We start from the raw sequence: 3,565 nt of genomic DNA on the forward strand, positions 1-3,565 counted from the left end.
TAATCAGCAAAAAGCCAGCGTATATTGGGGTTTCCAAACCAAAGATGCTCGCCGAAAAATGCAGCGTTTATATCCGAATCTAACCTAGCAAAGTTGGCTTGGCAGACTACTAGATGCAGTCACTAAAAAAGACATTATTGGATGGTTCACCCACTGCTGTTACTATATTGCACCCAACTGAGAACCGCTATAAGGCAAGCTCCATAAGTGAAAGGTAGTAAAGCCTTAACAGTGGGAACAACTAAGGAGTGTGTCAGTGATCGCCTTTGAGATGGGAAAGCCCGGACAGCGTTCCAGCCAGAAGAACTCGCCGGCAGGATTAATCTCTAAGAAAACATACCGCCCGTCGGGAGTGAGAATCAGGTCGATCGCGCCGTAGTTTAAGCCGAACCAATCCATCAATCGTAGAAGCCTCTCTCCAACATCGTGGGGCAGTTCGTAAGGCTTCCAGGCATCAATGAAGCCAAGTCCGTTTCGCCGCCAGTCGTGTCGAGCTCGTTCAGAGACTTGGGAGTTGATAGCAGCCGCGAACACTTGTTTCCCAACTACCGTAACGCGCAGTTCAAGTTCTTTTAAAATCTGCTCTTGAAATGTCATTGGACATAGGGAGAGACTATTAAGCTCTTTAAGATCTTGTGGAGAAACTGGATTTGTGAAAACAACCTTTTCCTGCCCATGCTCGTCGTAGATCGCGAAAGAAGATAGCATCTTAGTAATCAAGCCACCTGAACATGTCTGAGCAAATGCTTGAACTGCCTGCGGGTCATTTGCGATCAGCGTGCGTGGTGTATCGAGTCCTACCTGCCGAGCTATCTGAAGCTGAAGTTGCTTATTTTCAGCACGGCGGATAACCGGAACTGGATCTAGGTGGAAAACCTGTAAACTCGCTATCAAACCTTGCACGGTGGCTCGTGATTCCAGCACTGAAGCCTGTCGGAGTTGCTTGTCGATTGTATTTGGAATCCTACCGCCGATATCAATGCGCCGATACCAAACGGCAGACACCTCGCAAAGATCCAGCTTACCCTGCTCACTAACAAGGGTAAGCTGCTGTGATCCACTGTCGTACCTGATTGCTAACTGGATTTCGGTCGGGAAGCGATCTGTGTCAAAGCGAAACGCTTGCTGTCCTCGCTCCCGAATAGCATCTATAACCAAGGAGACGGATTCGTTATCATTGCTTTTGGTGATAATTAGTACAGTCATAACAAAAGAGCCTGTGCGATCGCCTCTGAAATCGGATAATGTAAGTCCCGTTCGAGCATTCCCCATTCGCCAGAGGGGTTAACTTCAAGAAACACATACTCCCCATTTGGTGTGAGGATTAAGTCAATGGCACCGTAAATCAGCCCAAGTTCAGCCATAAGTGCTTTGAGGCGATAAGTAATTTCTTCAGGAAGCACCTCTGGCTCCCAGTTCAGCTCTTGAGGTGAAGCAAGCCGCCAGTCTACTTGTCCTGCTTGTGACTGAATAGAGTTCAAGGCACCCACAAAACAAGCTCCATTCACAAATGCTACACGCAATTCGTGCTTCTTGGGAATGTCCTCCTGAAAAACCATAGGGCTGTGGCAGAGCGACTCGGCGCTTAAGAGATCCTCCTCTCTCACCCTACTCGTATAGACGAAGGAACCAGAACCTTCCATACTGAATAAGGGAGACGTGAGCAGCTTGGTTATCATCGCTCCCTCTAGCTCCTGGAAGAACGCTCGTACCTGTTTAGAATCGTTGGTAACAAGGGTGCGAGGTATTTGTAAACCCACAGATCTGGCAACCTGAAGCTGGTAAAGCTTGTTTCCCGATTGCCGAATCTTGGGTAGACTGTCTACCCAGCGAACTGCTCCTAGTCCATCCAGAAAGCCTTCGAGAGCTGCTATCGACTCTCGCGTGCAGGCTTCTCGAAATTGTGGCTGGAGGTGTTCACTCAATTTTGGCATCCAGATTTTACGCATCCAAACGGCTCGTACCTCTTCCAGTAGCAAAGACTGCCCAAAGTCCTCGACTGTGTAGTAAAGCTCTCCCACGTCTAGGCGGCTGGAAAGCCGTACTTGTTGAGGAAACCGATCTGTATCAAGGCGGAATGTTCGCACTCTCCGCCGCGATAAGGCTTCGGCTACTCGGTCTACAGTAAAGTAATCCGCACTATGAGTAAGAAGCAAAACAGTCACTTTTTCACGAGCCTCTGTTTACTTAATAGGGGCTATCTAAAAAACCGGGAGGGAGTGCGTCATCCCCATCAGATGGATACTTCATTGTCTGAGCCATATCAGAAAACTTGTTACTACTGATTTGGAATAAAGAATTCCCTCCTACTACGGTCTTTTGCTCTTCGTCAGATAGTTGCCCCTCAAGGTAACGAGCGAAAAAGGGCTGCTCTAAGGGTTCTTTGGTCAAATCTTTAATATCTATTTCAGACATTTGTGGACTCCTTTTCAGTTACAATCAGTTTTAAATTCTCAACACATTAGCTTCATGCTCATAGGTGTTGCCACCTCACGCATGAGTTCAGACGGGTTGTAGTGATCGGTAATAACTTGCGGACAACGTATACAAGCTGCCTTGCCTTCTTGCTGCCACCAACGACAATCTCGGCGTATAGTACAGGGGGGAAGTTCCTCCACTACCGCAGGCAATTTCTCGATAATTCGCATTGCCAAACGACAATCTTTGCCATTAAAATGCTGACAACCCGATTCCGCGCAGGATGCTGCTGTACGAAAAATTTCGGCAGGTGTAACTGGGCGAACTTTCGCTATCAGTTCCTCTGTAACTGTTAGCGGCTGCTTGAGATAAGCTATATAGGGTTCTGCCACTGTTCCACCAATTACGCTGAAGATAATACTATCTGCTGGTTCTGGTCTAGCACTGGGACAAAGAGTAGTTTTGTTGACAGATATGTCTGACATTAATTGAACCTTTAGGAAATAGTATCTTTAAGACTCAAATACTTGACTTGCTATTGAGTTTTGTGGTGAGGGGGATTTTCCACATACAATCGGCGGGTCACAAGCTATTAAACCTACTTGAACTGGTTCAGTAGCTTTAGTTATGCCACCCACAATACTTCCCGCTTCTTCATTAGACAAAGCTGATAAAGCATCTTCTGAATCTATAACTTCATTCCGTCTGAAGACCGCATTTTTCACAGCATCATTAATCAAATCATTAATTTCAACTTGACCTTTGTACTTTCTTTGGTTTCCGTCCATTTGGAATTTACTCTTAATTTGTGACAGGGGTTATAGTTTAAAACTAAGCAGTGTAATTGCTTAATCTGCTGTCAACATTCTAAGCAATAGGAAAGTTATTCCCTCTTTTTTTGAATTTTTTGATTAGGTCATAACTAAAGGTTTTTTGTCCCCAAAATATGACAAATTTTTAAAGAAATTATTAACAAAGTTTAGTTATAATCCCTGCGTACCATGCTGCGTTTACTCAAGCACCTACCCCATAGAATCAGGACTTACGCAACTGGAACAAATAGCGAGCGGGGCGTAGCCCTACCACACGACAATTTAAATCAAACCAAGCACATAGGAATACTTGGGCGTTTTAGTTGCTGAATTAA

At 45.5% G+C, this 3,565-nt stretch carries 5 protein-coding genes; all 5 read right to left on the minus strand.

Features of this window, described 5'->3' with window-relative positions:
* Nucleotides 1–225: 225 nt before the first annotated feature.
* The 5 genes from H6G97_RS47740 to H6G97_RS47760 are packed head-to-tail and all read right to left on the minus strand — an operon-like array spanning nt 226 to nt 3,206.
* Nucleotides 226–1,206 (minus strand): MvdD family ATP-grasp ribosomal peptide maturase, encoded by a 981-nt coding sequence (locus tag H6G97_RS47740; protein WP_190947337.1) that lies wholly within the window; start codon nt 1,204–1,206, stop codon nt 226–228.
* Nucleotides 1,203–2,165: an MvdC family ATP-grasp ribosomal peptide maturase gene (locus tag H6G97_RS47745; protein WP_190947333.1), complete on the minus strand. Its 963-nt coding sequence runs from the start codon at nt 2,163–2,165 to the stop codon at nt 1,203–1,205. The genes H6G97_RS47740 and H6G97_RS47745 overlap by 4 nt, the downstream gene beginning before the upstream one ends.
* Nucleotides 2,166–2,187: 22 nt before the next feature.
* Complete coding sequence (locus tag H6G97_RS47750) at nt 2,188–2,415, minus strand: microviridin/marinostatin family tricyclic proteinase inhibitor (protein ID WP_190947334.1); 228 nt, start codon at nt 2,413–2,415, stop codon at nt 2,188–2,190.
* A 38-nt stretch (nt 2,416–2,453) separates the two neighbouring features.
* Nucleotides 2,454–2,903, minus strand: a complete 450-nt coding sequence (locus H6G97_RS47755; RefSeq protein WP_190947335.1) for a nitrogen fixation protein — start codon at nt 2,901–2,903, stop codon at nt 2,454–2,456.
* A 27-nt stretch (nt 2,904–2,930) separates the two neighbouring features.
* Complete coding sequence (locus tag H6G97_RS47760; protein WP_190947336.1) at nt 2,931–3,206, minus strand: hypothetical protein; 276 nt, start codon at nt 3,204–3,206, stop codon at nt 2,931–2,933.
* Between the last annotated feature and the right edge of the window lie 359 nt (nt 3,207–3,565).

Source organism: Nostoc flagelliforme FACHB-838 (genome assembly GCF_014698065.1).
Lineage (GTDB): Bacteria > Cyanobacteriota > Cyanobacteriia > Cyanobacteriales > Nostocaceae > Nostoc > Nostoc flagelliforme_B.